A 17,993-nucleotide genomic window follows, 5' to 3' on the forward strand; every position below is an offset into this window, starting at 1 on the left:
TACATCAAGGTGATATGCACTTCAACAGTTTTTTCATGTATACTGCTATACACCAATTCAAATGGAGTGTTTAGCATGTCAACAGGTAACATCAACAATAAATCGGTACAATTAGCATCCCGTGTTCCGCATGAAGTTGCTGAATTGCTTGAAATAACTCGAAAAGAGGGTGAAAGCGTAGGAAGATTTATCGCAACTGCAATAAAAAATGAAGCCGAGCGTCGACAATATAGGGAAAGCGATACAAACCAACTCTTGTCAGATTTGAATGACACCCTAAAAGCATTCAAGCAAATTGAGGATGTAGGAACAAAAATTAAGGCTGATTTGCAATCAATTGTCACAACAGCCAGTAATGAGATTAAACGCCGACAGCACAAAGCCAAATCATCATCTGAGCAATAACCAACCAAACCTCTTAAAGATATGAGGTTCTTAACCTGTTGTAATTCCTTGTAAACCAAATTTGGTTTTCGCCAAAGGGTAGCATTCGCCGTGCTATCCTTTTCTTTTTGCACACCTCTAAATGATGACTGCAAAGTTTGCGCGTCGCTAAAAGATACGCGGGTATTATGACCAGACTGCATATTTGCAGCTTGATTAGATATCAATGAGTTATCGTCAAAGTGGGAATTTGTACTTTGATTCCCCCATTTCGGAGGAACATAGAGTATTTTGTGACCGCTCATCAAATTACCCCCCAATGCGCCCGGTAGGGTTCATCAATGTTGCGAACAGCTCAATACGGCGGCTTACTTCCTTTAGGGCTTGTGTGGGTGATTGACCCGCGCTCCTTGCATCCTGAAAAGCGGCCTGTTCAATCTTCTGAATACAGACAAGTAATCCTAATTGTTGTTCGTCTGCGTTCTGACGTTCACCATCCATTAAACCCGCAAAACGATTCTCAGTACGGGCAAGGTTGATATAATGGTGACGCTCTGCACCTAAATCCCTTAACGCATCGCGTGACTCATGGTAGTTCGGCAGATATTCACGGCGAATAGGTTCAACCGCTCGCTTCTTAGCAAAGGCTTTTGTTACGTCCAGCTTAAAGTGAACCATCAGCTCATGATCACGCCCTCGCACAAGGCGGCACATAAAATCGAACTGGTTTTCGTTGAGTAAATAATAGCGATTGTACTTAATTCCTCGCGCCCCAACCTCTTTCACTGCTGCGATTTCAAATGACGGCAGTGAACCAAACTCCCTTAGCTGCTTAATGTTGGCTTTGATTAGCTTATATAAGCTACGGTGTTGTAATCCGACACGCTTTGCAAACAAGCGGCTATCTATTCTCGATTCAGTTCTGTGCTGAACTAAAATAGGCTCCTGGCTGTTTTCAGCGTAAACAAGTCCCTGACCATTTAAGGCCGCATTTTTTGATGTCATAATTTTACCCTGTCTTAATTAATTTGATTTTCGGCTATAGGGGTTATTTACGTTTTCTACTGTTGGCGGATTACGTACCCAATGAAGCAGATCACTGAGCAACCAAGCACAGGAATTGCGGCCTAACGGCTTACGGGCTGGGAAGCGCCCTTCGTTTTCCAGTTTCCATGCTGATGTTCTGGAAATAGAAGTGATGTGCTGGCGTTCCTTTTCACGCACAAGACGATCATAAGGTTCGCCATACTCGGAAAGGATAGAGCGACGTTCTTCTGGCGTAGGAGTTGTATATTGAATGGTCATGTTACCCTCACTGTTTCGTTGTTTTTGTGAGGGTATTTTCTACGCTTAAAGTAAGCCTATCATCAGAAAGGAAAAAATAATTTAATCTTATAAATTTATCATTCAATTATTTATTAGAAATTTCTCGCTCTATTTTTTCTAAAGTTTCATAAGTAAATAATTTCTCTGAAAATGGTTTGATGGTTTGAGCGATCTGAATAGAATCATATTCCCCTTCTGGGTATAGTGTCACAGATAGCACTCCACTGGTTATTGAGTTTCCTGTAGCAAGTTGCCATAACTGCAAGTCGAAGAAAGCGAAAATATTGTAATTAATTATTTTAGTTTTAATAACTCCCCAAGAATTATTAATTAATGACAGAGTTTCTTCGAGGTCTAATTCCTTTCGCCATTTTTTTAATAACACTCGTAAATCTTCAATAATTGTCTCATCTTGATGTGTCATTAAATTTATACCACAAATAACACCATTCCAAGATGTTATGCTCATTCCGTGAATTTCATATGCAGACAGATGATTGTTTTTTACACTTTCATTTTTGATATGAACATTAATATCACGCAAGTCATCTATGAATACACTTAAATTACCGATAGAAATAGGAGTAATAGATGATGATGAGCTGATATTTAAATTACTATCAGATTGTTTTATTGTCATTGCATCCCGATCAGAATAAAACTCACCACAATATAAATCATTATCGAAATATCCCTCCTTGTTATATCTTCCTGTAAGTAAGTCATTGCATCTACAGCATATTAAATAAGCAATTTCATCATCAGGTAATGCTTTTATTTTATTGTATTTTTCAATCTCAAACCATTTTGGTAAATCGCTTTTTTTATTAATTCTCATTTCTGCCCAGTCTTTAATATAACCACGTTTTCATAATTACCCGCCAATACATCCAGTTGTTCACACCACTGGTTTAAAGCGTCCAGTTTCTCTGTTAAATATTGGCTCTTGTTGTATATCGCCATAATGCCCGGCAGTGCATGGCCTAACAGTTGTTCAACTACATGAGGCGCTACGCCCATATCATTTAGTTTAGTTGCTAAGGTGCGCCTTAAGTCATGTAATGTCCATTTTTCCGTATGGCCTAATTTTTTCCATATATTAGCCCCATATTTCGCTACTGTTGCACCGTATTTTAATTCACCAAGAAAATAACTGCTTTTATGGTTTTGGTAGATAAGTTCTTCTAAAAATTGTTTCATACATGCTGGTATTGGGCGAATTATTTTACCACCAGACTTACTATGTTCCTTTGGAACAGTCCATAACATGGAATTAAAATCCCATTCCGAACATTTCGATAATCTAACCTCTTGAGTTCTACAGCCAAACACAATCAAGACTATTAATAAGTTACTGTAATAAGGAATGTAAGTATTGGTATTTATGGATTTCCATAATTGACCCAACTCACCATCGCTTAAAAACCGATCGATTTTATTTTGCACTTTACCTACATCTGGAATGGTTAAATCATCCAAAGCGTTACTAATAGCAAATTTCCTTACACGGCAGAACGTTAAGGCTTGTTTGCATAATTGGAATATAATTCCAGAAGAAACGGGAGATTTCTTTTTTATATTATCAAAACATTGAAGCCAATAGCGTGTTTCACAGTCTGATAATGCCATATTCCCAATATTAGGATAAATATACTTATTTAGTTGAGCTATATGTTTATCAATACCTACGCGGTTGTCTTTCCCATAGTTTTCTATCCAATATTCGATAGCATCTTTTACAGTGACTGGTTTTAATGATTCCTGCATGTCCAAACCAAACTGTAGCTTTGGATCTTTACCAGAAGCCAGCCAGTTACGGCATTTGTCCCGCGTTTCACGAGCCTGTTTGAGACTCATATCAGGATAGCGACCAATGGTAAGGCGGTTTAGCTTCTTACCATCAAGCCGATATGTAAAGACCCAACTAATGCCACCTACTTTAGATGTTTTTGCACTCAATCCCGCTCCATCGGCAAAAAACTCTATCTTGTCGTTCTTTCTGCCAAGTAAAACCTTAAGTTTTTTGTCACTGAGCTTGTTTAGTTCGTTAGCCATGATCACCTAAGATATTTATACAAATATTTATACATAGTGTGCTGCAAGAATGGGAAAACGTCAATAAACACTGGAACAATAGACAGTGTAATTTTTTATTATCTATATGATTTATAATAAAATAATAAAACCTCACGCAAACACAAAAACATAAAGTAATACAACATGGTATGACTTTACCAATGTATCCCTATATATTTGTTCAATGAATCGGAAGCTATTCTATTATTTATTACTGGTTTATTAATTTGAAATATAAGAAAATTCACCTACATCAGTTTGTTTTTCAGACTGCCATTTTTTATTTACTGGATTAATCAGTTTTCTGGATGTTCCTTATCAATATACAGCGCAGCGCTCCAGTTACTGTAAGTACAGACAAATATGGAAGGGTCTTTGCTTGAATAAGACTTAGCAATGGATTTGATTTTTTCTGCCAGTTGAAGAGAGCCTAATGAAGAATTACCAATATACGTTCCACTTGGAAGGCGATGCCACTTTCCATCGGGGAAACGTATAGAGCGACTGAACTGATTGCCTGCCATCCTTTTATGTAGCTTTTCATATCCCGCAGACCCCGTACCATACAGTTCTACTCGAACTAAATAACTTGCCATTTCTCTTTCCTTGTCTTGACTGCCAAATAGTCAAACTATCAGTTTTTCTTCTCTGATAAAAGTGAGAAAAACGAGAAGAAATTTGGCATTAATGGCAATTTAAGCATTGGGGATATTTATGGCGGTTATTTCGACATCCTCTGTAGTTCTGAAACCCAGTTTGGTTCAGAGAACAATTGCCTCCCGACAGCTACTAAGTCAATTTGCTGGTTATCTAACTGCCGTATCAGTACTTCTAAGTCAGAACTGTAAGCTGAACACCCTGATAATGACAAATCGGTCGAACCACCTGCAATGGTAGGAAGTTCTGTCAATTCTTTCGCCCATACAGCTAAACTACGATCTGAATTCCGAAAAGCAGGTTGGCCGAAATGGCCATCTGAAGCATGTAATATAGTTGTACCAGCCTGAACAATCGGATCCAGCAAGGTTTCTAAGTCCTGCGGACTGGTTGCAATAGCCGCGTTATTGGCACCCATCTTCCATTGCGAAAATAAAAAAGAGATCGGGAACAAACGGTCGGTAGCTCTGCGCACCGCGGCGATTATCTGCGCCGCAAATTGCGCACGATTACGGATGGATCCGCCCCATACATCTTCGCGGCGGTTCGTATTTGCCCAAAGGAACTGATCTATCAGATAACCATGTGCCCCATGAATTTCTACACCGTCAAATCCTACTGACTGGGCAAAACTGGCCGTTTCCGCAAAAGAAGCAATAATCTCATCAATGTCGTCCAGCGTCATGGTTTTGCCATATGAGCCACGTGTGGCAGAAAATCCCGACGGGCTCCAGACCAGTGACGGCTCAAGTCGCCCTGAATCATCGGCACCCGGATGAAATAATTGCGCAAAAATAACTCCGCCAGTAGCATGTACGGCCTTAACCATTTCAAAAAAGTATGCTTCTGAGCCAGATCCCAAGCGGGATAAATCCGTTTTTTCTCCTGCGGAGGGATGATTGATATAGGAAGCCTCCGTGATAACCAGACCAGCGCCTTCGTTAGTTGCACACTGGCAAGAGTGCTCTGCCATCTTTTTCCCTGACACTTCTCCGAATGAGCGCTCCTGCTCTATTGAAGCCATAACAAAACGGTTTTGTAATTTCAGGGTACCTAGTTCAAATGGCTTGAATAATGAGGTGATGGAATCTTTCATGCTAGCGTTCACTCCTTAATAGCAGGCCCGAATACTTTAGCTTTGTTTTAATACAGGATTACTAAGGTATGCATTTTGTATATTGCTGATATTAAAGCATACAGTGTATTTTAATTGTTAACAAATTTTGGAGTATTTTATTTTCCACTTATTAATTTCCGTATAAATAAGCCAATATCGTTCATATAGATTTAAATATGATAGATCATCCGCTTTGATTAATCTGGTTATGTCCTCAATTTATTAAGTCATGGCCGGATTGTTACTGAAAAAGGCAGGATGTTATATAAACATAAATTAAAGAAGAAGGAACCTTATTATTTACTTTATAGACTAAAAATGTTTACTTCTTAAAAAACTTACCGATGAAATAAAATAATTACCTTAGTACCCAATAGAAAGCCCAAATGGGCTTTCTATTACTCTAATATATTAGCCTACTATCCCGACCCTATGCACAAACACCCCAGACTGACTAGTACTAGTAGCACTTCTACCATCAGCAGCTAATGTAAAAGCAAACTTATAATATTTCGGCTCCGACCCCCCAACGCCCAGTGGATAGATATACTCTATCTCCAGCCCACCGACAGGTAACAACATAGTAACATACCCAGAAAACACTGAATGACCAGACGTCCCACATATTAAATATTTTCCCCTGACATCTTCCGAAAAATGAATTGTATCCACAAGGCCTTCATCGCCAGGATCACCTGGAAATCCCCATCCCATTTTCCCCTTGGGTAGAGGAACCCACCTAATATTTTTTAATGCCTCTTTAGATTGGTATCGTTCATCGGATTCTGCTTTTGTATAACTCACCCCTTTGGATTCGTATCGTCCATCAGATTCGGCTTTTGTATAACTCACCCCTTTGGATTCGTATCGCCCATCAGATTCTCCTTTCGTATAACTTACCCCTTTGGATTCGTATCGCCCATCAGATTCTCCTTTCGTATAACTTACCCCTTTGGATTCGTATCGCCCATCAGATTCTCCCTTTGTATAGCTCACCCCTTTGGATTCATATCGCCCATCAGATTCTCCCTTTGTATAGCTCACCCCTTTGGATTCATATCGCCCATCAGATTCGGCTTTACTATAAGCGCCCACATCATCGGCAGTCAGATCAGCTTTTAACTCCACCCAGGCATTCCCTGTTTTTGGCTCTTCCTTGTTGTTATCAATACGGGATTGCCAGAGTTTTTGTTTATGGTAAACCAACCCACGCAAAGGATAAGGCTGGCCTTCTATAGCCCACTGTGATGCACCAAAAGTCTGAATCTCGCCCACTGCTTCCGTAATATCGTGAAAAATGCCATTCATTTTTTCACGTTCAATCTCCCTTGCTGTAGGATCTTCATTTTGGTCAAGCCCGTATGCAGCACCGTACCCTTTAGCATATGAGACAGCCCCCTCTGATTGGGCCTCATCAGGTACAGAAACTCTATCTCCTTGCGCGGCAAAAGGAACTTTAAATTGTTTTGTCATGGTATTAAGCTCCGAAATGGCTGTTAAAGAAGTTGGCATGTGAATAGCCAAAGCCAAAGATATTACTGACACTGTTTTCGGCTTGGTTTCGTGTGACAGTCTGCTTTTCCCTGATTGAGCTATCAGGGAGCACATCATCTTTTTTCGTCGTCTTATTCGGTTTATTATTTTGAGAATTCATTTGTAACCCTCATTTAATCAACAAATACATTGTTAAGTAATATGAAGGCGGTTGATACTTCTCCGCCTGTAAACATCATTTATCAGGTTTAACAACACGGAAAGTCTATTTTGGTGAGTTTCTATTTCTATCCGTGGTATAAGCATTTTCCACGGCCATACTTTTATAACAGAAGCATAAAATATAAGATATTAATAAATTTTATTTCACCAGTAACATTTAATGTAATACAGCAGGATATTTATAATTTATTCACACTATTAAGGGAAAGATGTTGTAATTAAGGTTAATTCGGGAATATTATTCAGCCCACGATAGTCTGAAAGGTTCTTTGGTGTTTATACTTCTCTAGATAAAATTACGAGGTATACAGAACCGTAGCTTTGGCACTCTTACATCAGAAGTACCATCTTAACTTAATAATTTATTAAAAATAGAGTTAATTACATGAGCGAAATCAAGGTATTCATTAAACAAAATAAATAATTGAAAATATCCAAACCAGTACAATCCAGAAGAGTTTTAATATGTAATAGATTATTTTTTAAACCAATCATTTTTTGATAAAGCCAACAGAACCAGATTATTTTTTAATTAATTGTCGCTGTAGAGTTTGCTATGCATTCATTCTTAACAATAGCCATACAAATTTCATTAATTTACTACCAGTTATTCCATGTCATCCTAGAACCAAAACATGTAGCCCACCCACTGAACTAAAAAATAAAGCGTGTTCTCCATTACTGATGAATCCATTTATTAATATTCATCGGTGGAGAAACATCGCCCTCAGAAAGTTATAAAAAGATATTGGAGGTAATGCTATGTATGATTGGTCTGGAACTGTGTCTGGAAAACTTCAACAAGGTCAACCTACGGGACTTGTACTCAAAAAAGGGGATGTGATCTCTGTTATTGCGTCAGGATGGGTACAGTATGCCAATGATAACCGACCGAATCCTTGGTCTGCCCCTCAAGGGGTTCCACCTAACCCTCCGGGAGGTGCTTTAGCTGCAAAAATTGGTGATAAGACCTATGAAATTGGCAACGGTGTACTTCACAGAACTATTCCCACCGATGGAGAATTAATTCTTTTATTTTTAGATACTCATTATGAAGATAATTCCGGTGACTTTTATGTCAACATTAAAATAGAGTCGCGTTATTCTCCTCTCCAAGAAATAAAATAAATAACTAAAATTCTAACCCGCAATTTTCTGCGGGTTAATCATACCATTACTCCATCTGCTCAGCCTTGTTCACTATCAGTGGCAGCCTCTACCATCTTCTGCTTCACATTCCACACTGAATTCTCCGGCATCTGAATATGGACATCCGAACGATAACCTGCGGGAATATTGCACGGCTCACAAACATGATACTACCGCCCTTATTCACCTTGTCATCAAGGAAGATGAGTTCCAGCCTGTTGTTGTTCTTTGGATGCGCGTGCTAATGCAAGGTGAAATTCAGATATAAGACCACGGGATGTGATGGCTTGGATATTCCTTTAACCACTCAGGGAATGGGTGAAGAAATATTGACTTTAATTTCAATAGGTAACTAATTGTTAAGAATTATTCGCTTGTTGTTGCAGTGTGATGGGTTTATTAAATTTACCAGTTTTTTCGATAGTAATGATGTAACCGATGTGGGGGATACCTTTGAGAAAATACGTTCTTCTTTGCCTAGTGGCTGGCACGACTCTTTTAGCCTCAATGCAGACTTATGCCAATATTTGTTCAGATTTATACGCTCCTAACAGCCCAGAATATAGAGACTGTCAACTTGTATGCTCACTATATCCGGGAGGGACTTGTTCATCATAAAACTGAGGGAGGTGGAAGTGTTTCGACCTCCCTTTTATTCTTTCCAATTCACCACGCTGCGCCCTGATATACTCCTGCAACCCCAGAATCATTTGCTCTGAGGTTACAATGCGTTCTCTGAGTAACCAAGGATTTCTGATAGCTGGTCACCTATTAATGACCCGACAGTCGGTTTTTATTAGGTAGCCAACATTGCTAAGTATGACCACCCACCTGGAGAACCCTAACTACTTCATTGACACTATCTATTGTAAATAAAACTCTGTGCCTCTGACTAAGTCTGATGGTATATAGTTCGGTTGCACCGCTCAACATTTTAAAATTGGAGTCTCCTATATCACGTGCAGCATCACTTGGAGATCTATTATTTTCTACTATAATTCTCACCCATTCATCATATTTATTTTCGGCAGCACGTGGTATTTGTGCCCATTCGGCACGTTCGTCATCAACTACCCATACCATATATCACCTCTATTTTTTAGAAATGGTTTTTAAATACTACTCCTAATGTATTTTTTTAAATCATCAAATTTTGTACGCCTAATACAGTAAAGTAATAAGTCAGGAGACCAGAAATGAAAAATGAATTTAAAGAAGAATCCTCATCCGCTGATTTTTAAGTAAATTATCACAAGAATATACTGACGAAATAGAATTAACTGACTTCTATAAAAATAACGAAGAAAAATCAGTAGCATTCGAAAAGATATTCAATAACAGCAATCAATGATTTTATGACAGCACTGCAATAATCAATTCATTATTGCAGAACGCCGAAACTTATAAAATTGATGGATATATCAAAACCAAAAACTCTATTTATAAAATACGTCAACCAAATAAATAACTGAAAATAATATGGCAAATTTTGGAAATAGTAATATCTCTCCCGTTATTTAAAGCGCTCGACCTAGAATTTAGGTTTACCCTTGATGTAAAGGGTGGTGATTGCTATTCTCCGGGATCATCTGGAGCTACGTGGAATACCCCAAGCATCTACCTTATGATATAAATTCCCTTTTATATCAATAAGTAAATTACCTACTCAGGCTTATTCAAGATATGGTCTTCCCAGTCCACTACATCAACCTCACGCACAGCAATATGCCTGACAGAAATGCGTTCTGCGTGCATGGCTGATTTTGAACCGCTGACTAGCGGGTGCCACGGCAAAAGGCCTTTTCCTTCGTCAATCAGACGATAAGCACAGGTTGTGGGTAGCCACTCAAAAGTCACCATATTTTCACGAGTCAGTTTTATACAGTCAGGTTCATAACTGAAACGATCTTCATAATTTCTGCATTGGCAGGTTTTGATATTCAGCTGATTACAGGCGACATTGGTGAAATAAATTTCATCAGTGTCTTCATCCATCAACTTGTGCAGACAACACTGACCACAACCATCACACAGAGCTTCCCACTCCTGATCGGTCATTTGTTCCAATGTTTTCATCTGCCAGAAAGGTTGGGACATAATTACTGCCATTCCTCATCATTAAATCACTCTGGTAGTTAAAACGTGTTCATTAAGAGAAACGTTCAGAACATCACCAGACTTCAAAGCCCCTACTCCCTCAGGTGTTCCGGTCAGAATAATGTCACCGGGGCGCAGGGTAAAAAATTGTGACATATAGCTAATCAAAGGAATGATTGGCGTTCGCATGTCACTCGTATTGCCGTTTTGACGTAACTCGCCATTTACTGTCAGAGAAAGACGGACGTTCTGTGGATCTCCAAAGACATTAACCGGAATAAAACCCGAGGTCGGGCATGAGCCATCAAATGCTTTACTCTTCTCCCACGGCTGGCCTGATTGTTTAAATTCACGCTGTAAATCGCGCAGTGTCAAATCTAAAGCAACGGCAAAACCAGCAATGGCGTTACTGACCCGTTCCTCATTGGCATTTTTGAGTGTCGAACCAATTAAAACCGCCAGTTCTACTTCATGGTGCACTGCCCCCAGTTTTTCCGGAATAGATATGGGTTGGCGCAAATCACAAAGCGCAGTTTCGGGTTTAATAAATATCACCGGCTCATCAGTGATACTGGAACCCATCTCTTTAATATGCTTAGCGTAGTTACTGCCAACGCAAACAACTTTATTAGCAGGAAAATCCAGCAGTGCCCCCTGCCAGTCTCTATGCTGGTACATAGTACTCTTCCTTAAACTGTCATCAGCCTGATTACGCAGGCTCTGATATTTAATGAGTGAGATGACGCATTCTCTGTTCGATACCGTCAGCCATCATACCAACACTGAGGGCAAAATAGTAAGAACGATTCCAGTGCATAATAGTACGGAAATTTTGCGTCACCCAAAACGCCTGCGGTTCGACCCCATCAGTGATTATAATCCAACCGTTGGTTTTAGCGGGTAATTGTGCAAATTCAGGAGAAAAAACACCCAATGACTGCCATTGTGAAATCGATTTACCCTGCTCCACCTTAACGCCTTCCAGCGCTTTATCAAAATTAGCCGGCAATGAAACGGCAAAACCCCACGGTAGCCCTTTTTGCCATCCTTCTTTATGCAGGTAATTAGCGGTGGAAGCAAAAACATCTTCTTTGTTGTTCCAGATATCGATCTTTCCGTCACCATTACCATCTGCGGCATAAGTCAGATACGAAGTCGGCATAAACTGGCTTTGCCCCATCGCTCCAGCCCAAGAACCTTTCAGAGTCTGGTCTGCGCCAATGTATTTTTTCTCCATAATCTCAAGAGCGGCCAGAAGCTGTTTGATAAAGAAGTCTTCCCGCCGCCCTTCAAAAGCCAGCGTAGACAATGCAGATATGACATCTTCCTTACCCTGAATACGGCCAAACCCGCTCTCCAGCCCCCATAAGGCGACAATATAAGATTCAGGGATACCATATTTACGGCCGACCCTTTCTAATTGCAGGGAATTATTCTGATATTGTTCAACGCCCTGTTTTATTTTCCAGTCCGGCAAAACACGTTTCAGATACTCATCAAGAGTCGCTTTTTTCTCTGGTTGATTATGATCTGATTTAATGACCCGTGGGATAAAGTGTATATCAGCAAATGCCCGTTTTAAGGTCTCCTCACTGATCCCCTGTTGCCGCGCCTGCTGCCTGATTAAAGCCACATAAGCAGGAAACTGCGATGATTCACGTGAAGCGCGTGGAAACTGCTGTTCTAGTGCCTTAACATCCACTTGAGATAAAACCGTCAACCCTGAATCCTGCTGTATTTTTTTATCGGGTGAAATACACCCAGCCAGCAGTATTACACTCAATAATAAAGGTACCTTGATGATTAATTTCATAAATCACCCTCTTAATTCAGGATCAAGCCACTATCTGTGGCTCTTCGGATGACGATTTTTTTCATGATTTGGCTGCTGCCAGATGTTCATTGATTAAACTTTCAACGGGAGGGGGAACCTGCAAGTAAAAACCCTGCTCACTCAATGCCGCTTTTACTTTTTCAATATCCGCATTAGCTAATTTTTTTCTTTCTGATAACGAAATCATCATAGAAAACTGTGGCTCGCCAAAAGCTTTCAATAACTCTTCAGGAACAGAGGAAAAATCTCCTTTTTTTGTAAGATAGAGATATGTTTGTTCACGCTTTGGACTTCTATAGATTACACAAATCATTGTCATAAACTCTTTTTAATTAACACTGCGACTTGCTTGAATAATTCAGTAACTATAACATGCTTATTATATTTAAGAATATCGTATCCTTGGAGTTGTTCCATGGAACTTAACCTTGCTGAGTCTGAATATCGATGTCACAATCGCCAATTGAGCTAAAAGGCAGTAATTTTACGCTTTCGGTCGTTCATTTGCATGATGACCAGCCGGATATCATTCAAAAGGCCATACAGGAAAAATTGGAGCAAGCGCCCGAATTCCTGAAAAATGCTCCAGTTGTTATCAATATATCCCATCTCCCTGCTGGTGCAGACCTTCTTGCTCTACATCGTGTGGTTGAATCTAGCGGGCTACGTATTGTTGGCATCAGCGGCTGCCAGGATGAAGAACAGCGGAAAATTGTGTTGGAATCGGAACTCCCTTTATTAAAAGAAGGGAAAAGCCAGAAAATTCGTACTGAAGAAAATAAGCCACCTGAACCTATTTTCAAAAAAACTCGTATAATTAATACGCCTGTTCGTTCAGGACAAAGAATTTATGCTCCGAATAGTGATCTTATTGTCACCAGTAATGTCAGTGCTGGTGCAGAATTAATCGCTGACGGGAATATTCATATATATGGCGTGCTACGTGGGCGTGTATTAGCAGGCGCATCTGGCGATCAAGAAAGCCAGATTTTCTGCACCCATTTAAATGCTGAGCTAACCTCTATTGCCGGCCAATATTGGCTCAGTGATGAAATTCCAGATAATTTTGCTGGTAAAGCGGTGAAATTACGTCTGGTAAATAATGAATTAACTATTGAAACCTTAATCTAGCCCTTATAACAAGGAATCGCTTCATGGCACGCATTATTGTTGTTACATCTGGTAAAGGTGGCGTTGGCAAAACCACTTCAAGCGCGGCCATTGCTACCGGCCTCGCACAAAAAGGGAAAAAAACCGTAGTCATTGATTTTGATATCGGGCTGCGTAATCTCGATCTCATCATGGGATGTGAGCGCCGTGTGGTTTTTGACTTCGTTAACGTGATCCAAGGTGACGCCACATTAAATCAAGCGCTGATAAAAGATAAGCGCACAGAGAATTTATATATCCTGCCTGCTTCTCAGACTCGGGATAAAGATGCCCTCACCCGTGATGGTGTCGAAAAAATCCTGAATGAATTAACTCAGCAAGGGTTTGATTTTATTGTCTGCGATTCACCAGCAGGTATTGAAAGTGGTGCCTTGATGGCTCTCTACTTTGCCGATGAAGCTATTATTACAACAAATCCGGAAGTTTCATCTGTTCGCGATTCAGATCGAATTTTAGGTATTCTCGCGTCTAAATCACGTCGGGCTGAACGAGGTGAAGACCCTATCAAAGAACATCTTTTGTTGACTCGTTATAACCCCGGTCGTGTGAACCGTGGCGATATGCTAAGCATGGAAGATGTTCTGGAAATTTTGTGTATTCCTTTAATCGGTGTCATTCCTGAAGATCAATCTGTTTTACGTTCTTCGAACCAGGGAGAGCCTGTTATTCTGGATAAAGAGTCTGATGCGGGTAAGGCATACGAAGACACAGTTTTACGTTTACTCGGTGAAGAGCGGCCTTTCCGCTACATTGAGGAAGAAAAAAAGGGCTTTTTGAAACGCCTGTTTGGAGGGTAACGCATGGCTTTGTTAGATTTCTTCCTGTCGAGAAAAAAACCGACAGCCAATATTGCCAAGGAACGGCTGCAAATCATCGTGGCAGAGCGGCGCCGTGGTGATGCTGAGCCTGCCTATTTGCCCGAAATGAAACGCGATATTCTGGCTGTTATTTGTAAATATGTACAAATTGACCCGGATATGCTTTCTGTACAGTTTGAGCAAAAGAATGATGATATCTCCGTACTGGAACTCAATGTAACATTACCGGAGATTGAGGAATCGCCAAAATAACGCTATCAAATGGTGCTATTTAATTTAAGCGTGTGATTTCCCGAAAGTAATCGGGATGTTTATACATCCCGATTTCAGTTCCGACAAATGAATCACTGAACTGGGTAATCAGCTAATATTTCAGCAATCTGTTCAGCCAATAGTTTATTCCGCCAGCCCCGTAATAACTCAGGTAGATTTGCTGATGATTTCAGTTTCCAGTGAGCACTAAGTAATTGATTAATCTGACGGCGGGATGCCAATAATTCAGCGCAAAACTGGTGTGGTTCACTGACCGTATTTATCAATGATTTTATTTCTTTAAACGCTTTACGATACTCAGGGTAATCAACTAAGTTTTTAATTAATTCAGGGCATTCTTCATCTGAAAGATCCCGGCATTCTGCTACCATTGCCAGTAACCGACGCCCATGACAACGAATTTCCTGCCCGCTTAAACCCAAAGCATCCAGCTCGCCCAGTGAAGCTGGCATATAACGCGCCACCTGCCACAGGTTTTCTTCACGAATAACAAAATTAACCGCCAAATCCCGCTCACGAGCCTGATTTAAACGCCATGCAGCCAGTTTTTTTAAACAGGCTAATTGCCTCGGGCGTAGTTGGTTGGCATTGCTGATATCTTTGTATGCAGACTCCGGCATTAAGATCTCTTTGCGACGCTGTACAATCAGTTCGCTTTCATCTTTTGCTGCGTCCATATAACCCGCCTGCTCTGTGGCTGTCATCAGAATATCAGCCAGAGGCAAGAGATAATAAACATCCGCCGCCGCATATTCACATTGCTTTTCACTGAGCGGACGAGCCAGCCAATCGGTACGCGATTCACTTTTATCCAGTTCTACATGCAAATATTCTGAAACCAGTGTTGCAAACCCGCACGACAAAGGATGCCCAATAAACGCCGCCAATACCTGAGTATCTATTATCGGAGTCGGCATGCACTGAAAGCTGTTCCAGAAAACTTCCAAATCTTCACTGCCAGCATGAATGAATTTTACGACATTCGGATCAGTCAGCAATTCGCGCAAAGGCTGCCATTGAGAAATCTCAAGGGGATCAATCAGAGAAAGTTCTTCCCCATCAAACAGTTGAATCAAGCCTAATTGGGGATAATATGTCCTTGTGCGTACAAATTCTGTATCCAGCGCAATTTTTGCATGTTGTTTGGCCCGATCACAGATGGACTGTAACTGGGCATCGGAGGTAATCAATTGATAATTACAATTATTTAGGAAAGTATCCTTTAAATACATTGTTTTATATAACCATATATACTATTAAAACATAAACATGCACACAATCATGTACACACAGTAAAATCTCTAAATATTTTTTACACAGGTAGCTGTTTCTATAGTATTAAACATACCTTCCACTTGCCACAACTTTGAAAAATTTACACTGAGGAATATCAGAAAAATCTTTAAAACGCTTGTTGAGGAGATAGGTGTTGACCACCCAGATCACTCTGAGTTGTAAACGCTGACTTGATTACTGCAAATACGAAAAAGGCCACACCGAAGCGCAGCCTAAAATTCAGAAGGTAGGTTCAGGCAGGCTATTTCCAGTTGAAACAATAAGGAAATAAATCACCTGCGTTTTGGTGTTGCAGCAGATTACCCAATCTTTGGGCATCATCGTTACCATACGCGCCAATAAACTCAAACTCATGCTTGCCATATAAATGGTTATCGGTGCTACCACCCAATTGATAATCGATACCGCTCACATTTATCGTGAGGCTTTTCTTAAATAATTCCACCATCTTCTGATAACCTTGTTGATTGTTATCCGAAGAGGCCCGAATAAAAATCTTCTGTTGCTTACCATCCCAGACAAGCAACGAAAATTTTGTGATATCTGTTTTATTCTGGAAATTACTCAGAGTACCGAAAGGCCCTAAATGCTCCCCCATAGGTTCAAACTCAGCATCAGCAAGATAACCCCACAACTGATCCTTATTAGAAAAAGAGCCAGTCCCCACTACAAGATAAAATGATAGCATACAATCAGCTGGCTGTGGCTTTGGTGTTAGCACCTGCAATTTCCAATCACAAGCCATCAACTCTTCCTGTATAGGTACCCAATCTGACGTGCCATATTTATCATGTTTAACAATATGAGCGGCGCTGTCAGGACTTTGAACTGTCAACGCTATATACTCTTCAGGTGCTTCCCACTCACTACGAGCTACTATCTCTCCCTTATACACCTGAATTATTGCCCACGGCAGAGAACCTTCTGGAGCAAGGTTATCAATTTTCATCTGATATTTATCAAGATCAAACGGGCATTTTTTATTATCCAGCTTATTAACTTCAGACATAAACACCTCACTTTATTATTCGTTAAAGGTCATTTCATCCTACTGCTAACTAGCTGGTTAATATTACTTAGGACAGATTTTTATCTCAATTGAATCACCTATAACAGAATCAATACGCATTAAAATAAGGTGATGTATTATAAGATATGTCTGTTTGTCGAGTGACTGATTAAGTGAGTTGTATATTTGAAGTTTAATACTGAGACATGTCAGATCTACCATTAGCCAGATAGTAACTATTTCCTGAAGATTTTTAATATAAAACAGGGTATACCTTCATGGCTTCTAATAGCCTTAATTTTCACCCAATAACCCCTGACCATAAAAAGGTATGACATAATTAATATATTGATTATCTAAATAGTAGTTATTCAGTTAATTCAAAAAATTAATGCCATACCTGTTTATAAAACCTGCCTCTGATCTCTAAAGAATATCTCGAAGTCAGAGATAGTTTATTCTGCAATTTATAAATTTTAGAATCGATAACCAACACCGATCATCCATGTACCAACTTTAACATCATCAAGTTTTGTATATTCGTATGATGCGTCAATAGCTATATTAGGGATCGGATTAACCTGAAAACCTGCACCATAAGCAAGTTCAGTTTTGCTTCCACTTCCACTTTCACTCCTTAATCCCCAGCGTGTCCGCTCCAGATAGCTGTACTCCGCTTCACCATGACCTGCACCAACCAAACCATAAACACTCACATAATCATTGATGCGATAGGATGGCCCTGCTGTTAATGAGTAGTAACTTACACTGGAGTCACCTACCTTGAAACCGCGATCACGATATTCATATCCTTGATGCGTATATACAAATGAACCCACTACCCCCCAATTATCATCGGACTCATAGCGATATTTGACGTTAAAGCCTTTTGGATTATCTTTTGGTTTTTCACCGTAAAGCTTAATACTATTCTGCGCATAACCTGCTGAAATTGTACTTTCACCCGCAGCATATGCACCTACTGAAACCGCTGATAGTCCCAAAGTAACTAACGAAGTTAAAATTATTTTTTTCATTATTATTCCCTTAATGCAATTAATGAAGCAAAAG

At 39.9% G+C, this 17,993-nt stretch carries 21 protein-coding genes and 1 pseudogene; 5 read left to right on the forward strand and 17 right to left on the reverse strand.

The window, feature by feature from the left end; translation table 11 throughout:
• The first annotated feature begins 75 nt into the window (after positions 1–75).
• Positions 76–405, forward strand: coding sequence for a YlcI/YnfO family protein (locus AACS90_RS03745; RefSeq protein WP_099121752.1), 330 nt, complete (start codon positions 76–78; stop codon positions 403–405).
• A gap of 288 nt (positions 406–693) precedes the next feature.
• On the opposite strand, the gene AACS90_RS03750 is transcribed toward AACS90_RS03745, so the two are convergent.
• From AACS90_RS03750 to AACS90_RS03785, 8 genes are all read right to left on the reverse strand, one after another.
• Positions 694–1,389: a Rha family transcriptional regulator gene (locus tag AACS90_RS03750; RefSeq protein ID WP_099121753.1), complete on the reverse strand. Its 696-nt coding sequence runs from the start codon at positions 1,387–1,389 to the stop codon at positions 694–696.
• Between the two features lie 18 nt (positions 1,390–1,407).
• Positions 1,408–1,689 (reverse strand): helix-turn-helix transcriptional regulator, encoded by a 282-nt coding sequence (locus AACS90_RS03755; RefSeq protein WP_099121754.1) that lies wholly within the window; start codon positions 1,687–1,689, stop codon positions 1,408–1,410.
• A gap of 106 nt (positions 1,690–1,795) precedes the next feature.
• Positions 1,796–2,548, reverse strand: coding sequence for a DUF6387 family protein (locus AACS90_RS03760; RefSeq protein ID WP_099121755.1), 753 nt, complete (start codon positions 2,546–2,548; stop codon positions 1,796–1,798).
• A complete protein-coding gene (locus AACS90_RS03765) occupies positions 2,545–3,765 on the reverse strand; it encodes a tyrosine-type recombinase/integrase (RefSeq protein WP_099121756.1) in 1,221 nt (406 codons plus the stop codon). The genes AACS90_RS03760 and AACS90_RS03765 overlap by 4 nt, the downstream gene beginning before the upstream one ends.
• 317 nt (positions 3,766–4,082) lie before the next feature.
• The gene (gene ghoS / locus AACS90_RS03770) at positions 4,083–4,382 is read right to left on the reverse strand and encodes a type V toxin-antitoxin system endoribonuclease antitoxin GhoS (RefSeq protein ID WP_099121757.1); all 300 of its coding nucleotides are present in this window, start codon (positions 4,380–4,382) and stop codon (positions 4,083–4,085) included.
• 125 nt (positions 4,383–4,507) lie between these two features.
• Positions 4,508–5,539: an oxidoreductase gene (locus AACS90_RS03775; RefSeq protein ID WP_099121758.1), complete on the reverse strand. Its 1,032-nt coding sequence runs from the start codon at positions 5,537–5,539 to the stop codon at positions 4,508–4,510.
• Positions 5,540–5,971: 432 nt separating this feature from the next.
• The gene (locus tag AACS90_RS03780) at positions 5,972–7,033 is read right to left on the reverse strand and encodes a hypothetical protein (protein ID WP_099121759.1); all 1,062 of its coding nucleotides are present in this window, start codon (positions 7,031–7,033) and stop codon (positions 5,972–5,974) included.
• Between the two features lie 4 nt (positions 7,034–7,037).
• Entirely contained in the window at positions 7,038–7,214 is a 177-nt protein-coding gene (locus AACS90_RS03785; protein ID WP_193757179.1) for a hypothetical protein, read from the reverse strand.
• A gap of 824 nt (positions 7,215–8,038) precedes the next feature.
• Between AACS90_RS03785 and AACS90_RS03790 the strand changes: the two genes are divergently transcribed.
• Complete coding sequence (locus tag AACS90_RS03790) at positions 8,039–8,404, forward strand: LecA/PA-IL family lectin (RefSeq protein WP_099121760.1); 366 nt, start codon at positions 8,039–8,041, stop codon at positions 8,402–8,404.
• Positions 8,405–9,099: 695 nt separating this feature from the next.
• On the opposite strand, the pseudogene AACS90_RS03795 reads toward AACS90_RS03790, so the two are convergent.
• From AACS90_RS03795 to AACS90_RS03820, 6 genes and pseudogenes are all read right to left on the reverse strand, one after another.
• A pseudogene (locus AACS90_RS03795) lies at positions 9,100–9,186 on the reverse strand (lysis protein); the annotation flags it as partial.
• Positions 9,187–9,238: 52 nt separating this feature from the next.
• The gene (locus AACS90_RS03800) at positions 9,239–9,508 is read right to left on the reverse strand and encodes a hypothetical protein (protein ID WP_099121762.1); all 270 of its coding nucleotides are present in this window, start codon (positions 9,506–9,508) and stop codon (positions 9,239–9,241) included.
• Positions 9,509–10,087: 579 nt separating this feature from the next.
• Positions 10,088–10,525, reverse strand: coding sequence for a YcgN family cysteine cluster protein (locus AACS90_RS03805; protein WP_206601840.1), 438 nt, complete (start codon positions 10,523–10,525; stop codon positions 10,088–10,090).
• An 18-nt stretch (positions 10,526–10,543) separates the two neighbouring features.
• Positions 10,544–11,200 carry a fumarylacetoacetate hydrolase family protein gene (locus AACS90_RS03810; protein WP_099121763.1) on the reverse strand — a complete coding sequence of 219 codons (657 nt, stop codon included), beginning with the start codon at positions 11,198–11,200 and terminating at the stop codon, positions 10,544–10,546.
• 49 nt (positions 11,201–11,249) lie between these two features.
• On the reverse strand, positions 11,250–12,335 hold the full coding sequence (locus AACS90_RS03815) for a lytic murein transglycosylase (RefSeq protein WP_099121764.1): 1,086 nt from the start codon (positions 12,333–12,335) through the stop codon (positions 11,250–11,252).
• 61 nt (positions 12,336–12,396) lie between these two features.
• On the reverse strand, positions 12,397–12,669 hold the full coding sequence (locus AACS90_RS03820; protein WP_099110141.1) for a YcgL domain-containing protein: 273 nt from the start codon (positions 12,667–12,669) through the stop codon (positions 12,397–12,399).
• A gap of 134 nt (positions 12,670–12,803) precedes the next feature.
• Between AACS90_RS03820 and minC the strand changes: the two genes are divergently transcribed.
• The 3 genes from minC to minE are packed head-to-tail and all read left to right on the forward strand — an operon-like array spanning position 12,804 to position 14,596.
• A complete protein-coding gene (minC, locus tag AACS90_RS03825; RefSeq protein WP_099121765.1) occupies positions 12,804–13,487 on the forward strand; it encodes a septum site-determining protein MinC in 684 nt (227 codons plus the stop codon).
• Positions 13,488–13,510: 23 nt separating this feature from the next.
• The gene (minD, locus tag AACS90_RS03830; RefSeq protein WP_099121766.1) at positions 13,511–14,323 is read left to right on the forward strand and encodes a septum site-determining protein MinD; all 813 of its coding nucleotides are present in this window, start codon (positions 13,511–13,513) and stop codon (positions 14,321–14,323) included.
• Between the two features lie 3 nt (positions 14,324–14,326).
• The gene (gene minE / locus AACS90_RS03835; RefSeq protein WP_099121767.1) at positions 14,327–14,596 is read left to right on the forward strand and encodes a cell division topological specificity factor MinE; all 270 of its coding nucleotides are present in this window, start codon (positions 14,327–14,329) and stop codon (positions 14,594–14,596) included.
• Positions 14,597–14,688: 92 nt separating this feature from the next.
• On the opposite strand, the gene rnd is transcribed toward minE, so the two are convergent.
• From rnd to AACS90_RS03850, 3 genes are all read right to left on the reverse strand, one after another.
• Positions 14,689–15,849 carry a ribonuclease D gene (rnd, locus tag AACS90_RS03840; protein WP_099121768.1) on the reverse strand — a complete coding sequence of 387 codons (1,161 nt, stop codon included), beginning with the start codon at positions 15,847–15,849 and terminating at the stop codon, positions 14,689–14,691.
• A gap of 305 nt (positions 15,850–16,154) precedes the next feature.
• Entirely contained in the window at positions 16,155–16,922 is a 768-nt protein-coding gene (locus AACS90_RS03845) for a Thoeris anti-defense Tad2 family protein (RefSeq protein ID WP_099121769.1), read from the reverse strand.
• A 476-nt stretch (positions 16,923–17,398) separates the two neighbouring features.
• Entirely contained in the window at positions 17,399–17,959 is a 561-nt protein-coding gene (locus AACS90_RS03850) for an Ail/Lom family outer membrane beta-barrel protein (RefSeq protein ID WP_099121770.1), read from the reverse strand.
• Between the last annotated feature and the right edge of the window lie 34 nt (positions 17,960–17,993).

Origin of the sequence: Xenorhabdus sp. KK7.4 (assembly GCF_963876465.1) — a bacterium.
Taxonomy (GTDB): Bacteria; Pseudomonadota; Gammaproteobacteria; order Enterobacterales; family Enterobacteriaceae; genus Xenorhabdus; species Xenorhabdus stockiae.

Excerpts from the sequence above, each read along its gene's own strand:
- AACS90_RS03850 (WP_099121770.1), bottom strand. The coding sequence starts at position 17,959 with ATGAAAAAAATAATTTTAACTTCGTTAGTTACTTTGGGACTATCAGCG.
- minE (WP_099121767.1), top strand. The coding sequence starts at position 14,327 with ATGGCTTTGTTAGATTTCTTCCTGTCGAGAAAAAAACCGACAGCCAAT.
- AACS90_RS03750 (WP_099121753.1), bottom strand. The coding sequence starts at position 1,389 with ATGACATCAAAAAATGCGGCCTTAAATGGTCAGGGACTTGTTTACGCT.
- AACS90_RS03780 (WP_099121759.1), bottom strand. The coding sequence starts at position 7,033 with ATGACAAAACAATTTAAAGTTCCTTTTGCCGCGCAAGGAGATAGAGTT.
- AACS90_RS03765 (WP_099121756.1), bottom strand. The coding sequence starts at position 3,765 with ATGGCTAACGAACTAAACAAGCTCAGTGACAAAAAACTTAAGGTTTTA.
- AACS90_RS03845 (WP_099121769.1), bottom strand. The coding sequence starts at position 16,922 with ATGTCTGAAGTTAATAAGCTGGATAATAAAAAATGCCCGTTTGATCTT.
- AACS90_RS03790 (WP_099121760.1), top strand. The coding sequence starts at position 8,039 with ATGTATGATTGGTCTGGAACTGTGTCTGGAAAACTTCAACAAGGTCAA.
- AACS90_RS03775 (WP_099121758.1), bottom strand. The coding sequence starts at position 5,539 with ATGAAAGATTCCATCACCTCATTATTCAAGCCATTTGAACTAGGTACC.
- AACS90_RS03785 (WP_193757179.1), bottom strand. The coding sequence starts at position 7,214 with ATGAATTCTCAAAATAATAAACCGAATAAGACGACGAAAAAAGATGAT.
- AACS90_RS03745 (WP_099121752.1), top strand. The coding sequence starts at position 76 with ATGTCAACAGGTAACATCAACAATAAATCGGTACAATTAGCATCCCGT.
- AACS90_RS03760 (WP_099121755.1), bottom strand. The coding sequence starts at position 2,548 with ATGAGAATTAATAAAAAAAGCGATTTACCAAAATGGTTTGAGATTGAA.
- AACS90_RS03800 (WP_099121762.1), bottom strand. The coding sequence starts at position 9,508 with ATGGTATGGGTAGTTGATGACGAACGTGCCGAATGGGCACAAATACCA.
- ghoS (WP_099121757.1), bottom strand. The coding sequence starts at position 4,382 with ATGGCAAGTTATTTAGTTCGAGTAGAACTGTATGGTACGGGGTCTGCG.
- AACS90_RS03820 (WP_099110141.1), bottom strand. The coding sequence starts at position 12,669 with ATGATTTGTGTAATCTATAGAAGTCCAAAGCGTGAACAAACATATCTC.
- AACS90_RS03810 (WP_099121763.1), bottom strand. The coding sequence starts at position 11,200 with ATGTACCAGCATAGAGACTGGCAGGGGGCACTGCTGGATTTTCCTGCT.
- rnd (WP_099121768.1), bottom strand. The coding sequence starts at position 15,849 with ATGTATTTAAAGGATACTTTCCTAAATAATTGTAATTATCAATTGATT.
- AACS90_RS03815 (WP_099121764.1), bottom strand. The coding sequence starts at position 12,335 with ATGAAATTAATCATCAAGGTACCTTTATTATTGAGTGTAATACTGCTG.
- minC (WP_099121765.1), top strand. The coding sequence starts at position 12,804 with ATGTCACAATCGCCAATTGAGCTAAAAGGCAGTAATTTTACGCTTTCG.
- minD (WP_099121766.1), top strand. The coding sequence starts at position 13,511 with ATGGCACGCATTATTGTTGTTACATCTGGTAAAGGTGGCGTTGGCAAA.
- AACS90_RS03755 (WP_099121754.1), bottom strand. The coding sequence starts at position 1,689 with ATGACCATTCAATATACAACTCCTACGCCAGAAGAACGTCGCTCTATC.